Annotated in this window: 2 protein-coding genes and 3 pseudogenes; all 5 read left to right on the top strand. The window is 43.9% G+C overall.

All coding sequences use genetic code 11. From position 1 onward, the window contains the following. Nucleotides 1-114: pseudogene (locus H5300_RS25115) on the top strand (IS630 family transposase); the annotation flags it as partial. Nucleotides 115-117: 3 nt separating this feature from the next. Next, a pseudogene (locus H5300_RS25110) lies at nt 118-1857 on the top strand (alpha/beta hydrolase-fold protein); the annotation flags it as partial. Further along, nucleotides 1847-3040 (top strand): outer membrane protein transport protein, encoded by a 1194-nt coding sequence (locus tag H5300_RS25105; protein WP_182797197.1) that lies wholly within the window; start codon nt 1847-1849, stop codon nt 3038-3040. The pseudogene H5300_RS25110 and the gene H5300_RS25105, both read left to right, overlap by 11 nt. A gap of 194 nt (nt 3041-3234) precedes the next feature. Further along, nucleotides 3235-4587, top strand: a complete 1353-nt coding sequence (locus tag H5300_RS25100) for an efflux RND transporter periplasmic adaptor subunit (RefSeq protein WP_182797196.1) — start codon at nt 3235-3237, stop codon at nt 4585-4587. Next, nucleotides 4574-5650: pseudogene (locus tag H5300_RS25095) on the top strand (efflux RND transporter permease subunit); the annotation flags it as partial. The gene H5300_RS25100 and the pseudogene H5300_RS25095, both read left to right, overlap by 14 nt. Nucleotides 5651-5764 lie beyond the last annotated feature (114 nt).

The following is a 5764-nucleotide window of genomic DNA, read 5'->3' as shown; positions in this document are numbered from 1 at the left end:
TTCAGAGAAGCCATCGAGAATTTTTGCATTGTGACTCTACCTGAGATCGCAGACTCTTTGACGTCTCGAATAAATGATAATTTTCAAGTGCTCAAGCCCGCATCTTCAAGTTGATTGGGTATAGTCGAAAATCGTACTTATTCGGTTGTAGTAACGGATGGGGTAAAAACTGAATTTAATGAACATTTAAAAGCAGATGCCAGCTTTGATGAGTTGATTTATTCAGACGCTCCATTAAATAGCGAAAAAGAAGAAGTTCTTCAAGAGCAAGTATTAAGCGCTATTGATTCATATTATGCGTTATATCCAGATAAGGGTATTCCTGTATATGCAGCACAATTTAAAACTCAGAGTGCTTATTCTCCATTGGATGCGATGAAATACAACCATGAGGCATTTGGAAGCGCTTTTACTGGTCAGTTAAATCCGATTACAGAACGGAAGAAAGATTACGATCTATATACCAAACAACTTAAAATTCCTTCCTATTTACCTTTTACTAAAGCGAGAGAATCAGAGTGTATCATTGATGAATTTGAACCGAAGGAGAATTGCCCGCCACTTTACGAATGGATTACAAACACCGAAGGTGGTTTTCCTACAGAAAGAGAACCAACCCCGAAGATAACCGAAGAGTTAGATATAACTGCAGATATTTATGTTCCTAATGGATGGGATAAAAGTAGTCAGTTACCTACAGCTATTTTTATTCATGGTGTTACAGCAGAGCGTGGTACTGCTTCTTTGATGGCTGCGGAATATACGAAAAAAGGCTATGCCGTTGTTGCGATCGATATGCCATATCACGGGGAGCGAATGCGTTATGACTCAAGTCCGGAACACGTGGAAATCAGCGCGAGAGCAAACAAAGCGTTTTTCATCAACATAGATTCGCCTTTAGCACTGCGCTCTAACCTACAGCAATCAGTGTCTGACTTTTTGGGGCTTCGTTACGCGTTGAACCAAGAGCGCTGGGTGAAAAAAGATGATGTTCATTTAATTGGACAATCCCTAGGCGGAATCATGTCGGTGATGGTCAGTGAATTTAGTCAGGTAAGTCCTGATTTCCATACCAACTCTGATTTTGCATTTAATACGGTGAACTTTGTTGTTCCGGGGCAGGGGTTAACCAACTTGGTTCTGTCCTCTCAAACCCTAGGACCTGAAATGTCTGAAGGTGTTAAGAAGTCTCCAGATGTTCAGCGCGGTATTGCTGAAACTGTCATACCAGATACATGTACAGCAGAAGCAACGAATCAACAATGTATTGAAGCACTTAGAGAGTTTGTAGAGCTTTCATCGGATAACGCGCTACTTGTCAGTCAGCTAGAGAATGACATCTTCAATTTGGTTGTTACCGACCTTAAACAAGGAGTTCAAGCAACAATTGATAGTGCAGACCCTGCTAGCTTCATCTCTCGTCAAGTTCAGGCTGAGCAACCGACTCTTTTATTAGCTGCAGTTGGAGATTGCGGCGAAACCTGTGACGTTGGCGTTGATTACGTTCCTGATAGCGTAATTCCTAATACCGCGCCAGATAATATTCGAACTGGCACTGAGCCCTTAATTACGGCCCTTGGTTTAGACCCTATAACGGGTACAAAGCGTGGTCAGATCGAACTCGGTGGAGTCATAAGAACGACAACCGGTGGACACGGTACGTATTTGTTTCCTTATGAAGGCCCCGTTGATGAAAATGGCCTACCGGGTATGCCTGGCGAAAATATGTCAGATGTACGTGAAGCCGTGACAACCCAACAATTAGCTGTTGCTTCGATGGTGATGACTGACGGTTCGCTTGTTGTCATTAATAACGAAGACCATATCGAAACAGAGGTGCCTCAAGATGAAGAATAAACTCATATTGGGCACCGCAGCTGCTCTCATTCCATGTTTAACAAACGCTGCAGGATTCCAACTTAACGCGCAGTCTGCAACAGGGTTAGGTCGTGCATTCGCTGGTGATGCAGTGATGGCAGATAGCGCTGCGATTGTTGCTAAGAACAGCGCTGCGATGGCTTACATAAAGCAACCAACACTCTCTGTCGGCGCTATCTATATCGATAGTGGTATTGATGTGTCGAGTGTTAGCTACACGCCAATGATTGGTGATACTGAAATGTTAGATGACCAATCATTGGACGCAGGGACACTAGTCCCAAACATTCATTATGTTCACCCAATTCAAGATTCGAAATTTACCTTGGGCGCAACAGTCCATTCCAATTTCGGTACTGATGTTGAGTTTGACGAGTCGTTCGAAGCGGATGAGTTCGGAGGGAAAACAGCGCTTTCCAGTATCAATATTGGTTTCGCTGTGGCTTACGAGTTATCTGAAAAAATCAATTTGGGCGCAGGGCTAGATGTTATCTACGGTGAGGGTGAGATATACCGTCAAAACTTGTTAAATGTAGATGCAGACGGTTTCGGTCTGGGTGCAAATGTTGGTGCGACTTACCAAGTCAACGAACATAACAAGTTCGGTATTAGTTACCGTTACAGCCCAGATATCGAAGTGGAAGGTGACATTACCAAAGGCGGTGTCCCTGCCGACAAGATGAACGTACCTCTACCAGACACTCTAGAGTTTTCCGGTTGGCACCAGCTCAACGAACAGTGGGCTTTTCACTACAGCCTGCAGTGGGTGAATTGGTCTGAGTTTGATTCATTAACGTCTGACTCTTATGACGACTCAATTAAAGAGTATCAATGGAAAGATGCAGGACATATTTCCGTCGGTGGTACGTACACCATGTCGAAATACATCGTTCTACGAGCGGGTTACATGTACGACATTTCCCCAGCTGACGAACTCACATCGCTCTCTATTCCTGATGTTAACCGTCACTGGCTTACGGTCGGAGGGACATATAACTTCACCGATGCCAGTTCTGTGGACGTTGGAGTCGGATTTATCATCGGAGAATCACAAGATATTGACGAAAACCTGACGACGATTCCAGGAACGAGTTCCAATATAACTGCTGATGTGACTGCCGATGCTCTCTTGCTTGGTGTTCAATATCAACATCGTTTTTAACTTTTACTTTGGAGTTCAGAACGTAAAAATTTAGGAATCATATAAAAATTGCAGGGCTCGACAGTGAGTTGAGCCCTTTTCTCATTATTAGCTGTTTTAGCATTATTTAAATAGCTGGAAGCTCATTAAGTAAGAAATAGCTGCTTAGAAAAACGTTTTAATTCAGACGAATTCAACGGTTATGGTTATTAAAAATGAAATTTACAAAGCTTAGTAAAACAATCTGTTTGGTACTGTTTGCCTTACATATCTCTCCATCGTTTGCCCAAGACTCAAACTTGATTCCTGTGACTATCGAAAAAGCGCACAAACAAGCATTCACATCTTCAATCAACGAGGTTGGCAAAATCAGGGCAAGGGATTCTGCTGCATTGACATTCAGTGCCTCCGACAAAATTCTCAATATCCATTTCAAAGATGGAGATTCAGTTAAAAAAGGCGAGTTGATCGCTCAACTGGACAATACCAAAGCGAAAGCCGATTTAGACAAAGCAAGAAGCTCTCTAGCGTTAGCAAAGTCGAAATTAAAGCGAGTACAAGAATTACTAAAGAAACAGCCTGACTCTATGTCTCAACAAGATGTTGAAGAACTGGGAGAGCAGGCGAATTTAGCTGCGGCTGATTTCCGTCAGAAAGAAGCGCTAATGAATGACTATTTATTGGTTGCGCCATTTGATGGGCAATTAACCAACTTTACCCACTCAGTGGGCAGTAAGATTGATGGCGCAACCGCGTTGGTGAGTTTGATCAAACTCGATCCTGTCGAAGTTCAGTATTCCATTGGACAATCGGATCTAGGCAACGCAAAACTTGGACAGAATGTCTCTATTCAAGTTGATGCTTTTGTCGATGAAGCATTTTCTGGTGTGGTGGATTACATTGCCCCCGCGGTTGATGAGAGTTCAGGTCGCGTAGAAGTACACGCGCACGTGACCAATCCAGATCATCGCTTAGTTCCGGGCATGTTTGCCAAAGTAAGCCAAATGACGAGCGAAGACACGGCTCAAATGGTGGTCTCCCAAAATTCCGTTCAAGCAAAAAATGCACAACGTTTTGTATGGATTGTGAATGGCGAAAAAATCGAGCAACGCATTGTTGAATTGGGCGTGAACACTAACGATGGGTATGTCGTTGTAGAAAGCGGATTGAAACTGGGTGATCAGGTCGTAGTGACGGGACAACAGAACCTAAAGAAAGCGTCTCTAGTTAAGGTAATGAACCCTAATGCGGAGCAGAAAACGGTTGAGTTAATAACGGAGCCGGTAGATAAAGTGGTCACTAAGCAGACCCTTAAGCCCGAGGTAGAAAAGACCGAAACACAGATTGATGAAGCACATCCGGTTGAGCCTTCGGTTGATTGGACGGAAGCAACAAAAGGTGTAGACGAAGCCGTCAACGAAAATAGCGAGGGTGGGGAAACTAATGCGGCTGCTGAGCAATCATCGAGCGAAATCCAAAGCCAGGAAACTCATAGCAAGGAAACTTTAAGCAAGCAAACCCAAAGCAAGGAAGCCGTAACAAAGGAGAATCTGAATGAAGCTTCCTGAGATTTGTATCAAGCACCCTGTGTTTGCGTCTGTTCTGAGTATCACCATTGTTTTGCTTGGGCTTTTGTCGTTTCAAAAGCTCTCAATCCAATACTTTCCTGAACATAAAACACCTTCAGCAACGGTCACTGCTGCGATCAATGGTGCCAGTGCTGAGTTCATGTCGCGCAATGTGGCAGATAAACTGATCACGGCGGCAACGGGCTTAGACAGCGTGAAAACCATGACGACCGACTGTCAGGAAGGAACGTGTAATCTAAAAATCATTTTTGAAGATGACATTAATGACGTCGAATACACGAGCTTGATGAACAACCTGCGTAGCAGTGTTGAAGCGATTGGTGATTTCCCTCCTAGTATGACGGATAAGCCAACGGTAACGGATGACTCTTCTGATACCAGTATGCCGAGTAACATCATCACGTTTGTGAATACCGGCAAGATGTCTAAGCAAGACATGTATGACTACATTAGCCAGCAAGTTGTGCCCCAGTTTAAGCACATACAAGGTGTGGGGGGGATTTGGGGGCCGTATGGTGGCAGTGAAAAAGCGGTTCGTGTGTGGTTACAACCTGATCGAATGATGGCGCTTAACATGAGTGCGTCAGACGTGGTCGGTACATTAAGCTCATACAACGCGACGTTTACCGCGGGTACTATCAAAGGTCAGGTGCGAGATTTCTCCATTAACCCAGTCAACCAAGTGACCAGTGTTGATGATGTGCGAGATTTGGTGGTTCGTGTCGATAACGGCAAAATCATTCGTGTCGGAGATATTGCTGAAGTCAAAATGGGCGAAGAGAGCCTTACGCCGAGCATTCTTCGTGTAGATGACAATTTAGCGATGTCGATTCAGGTACTGCCACTGAAAAGTGAAAACCCAGTGACGGTTGCCAATAAGGTTAAGAAGCAAATAGACGTGATTCAACCTCAGTTGCCTGAAGGCATTGAGATGAAGATGGTCTACAACCAAGCTGATTTCATTAAAACCGCAATTGACGAAGGCTTCATGACTTTAGTTGAAGCGATTGTTCTGGTTTCAGCGGTCGTGGTTTTATTAGTCTCCTAAAAGGTTAAAACCACCGACTTTAGTCGGTCAGCTTTAGCTATGATACTTTACAACTCTGTACATAGGTGGAGTTGGTCATGGACTATCGTTACGGAAGCCATACGGTTT

It is taken from the genome of Vibrio sp. SG41-7, from assembly GCF_014164465.1.
Taxonomy (GTDB): domain Bacteria; phylum Pseudomonadota; class Gammaproteobacteria; order Enterobacterales; family Vibrionaceae; genus Vibrio; species Vibrio splendidus.
The sequence above is the reverse complement of the archived record's forward strand: the minus strand, read 5'-3'. Positions and strand labels throughout refer to the sequence as shown.

Excerpts from the sequence above, each read along its gene's own strand:
- H5300_RS25100 (WP_182797196.1), top strand. The coding sequence starts at position 3,235 with ATGAAATTTACAAAGCTTAGTAAAACAATCTGTTTGGTACTGTTTGCC.
- H5300_RS25105 (WP_182797197.1), top strand. The coding sequence starts at position 1,847 with ATGAAGAATAAACTCATATTGGGCACCGCAGCTGCTCTCATTCCATGT.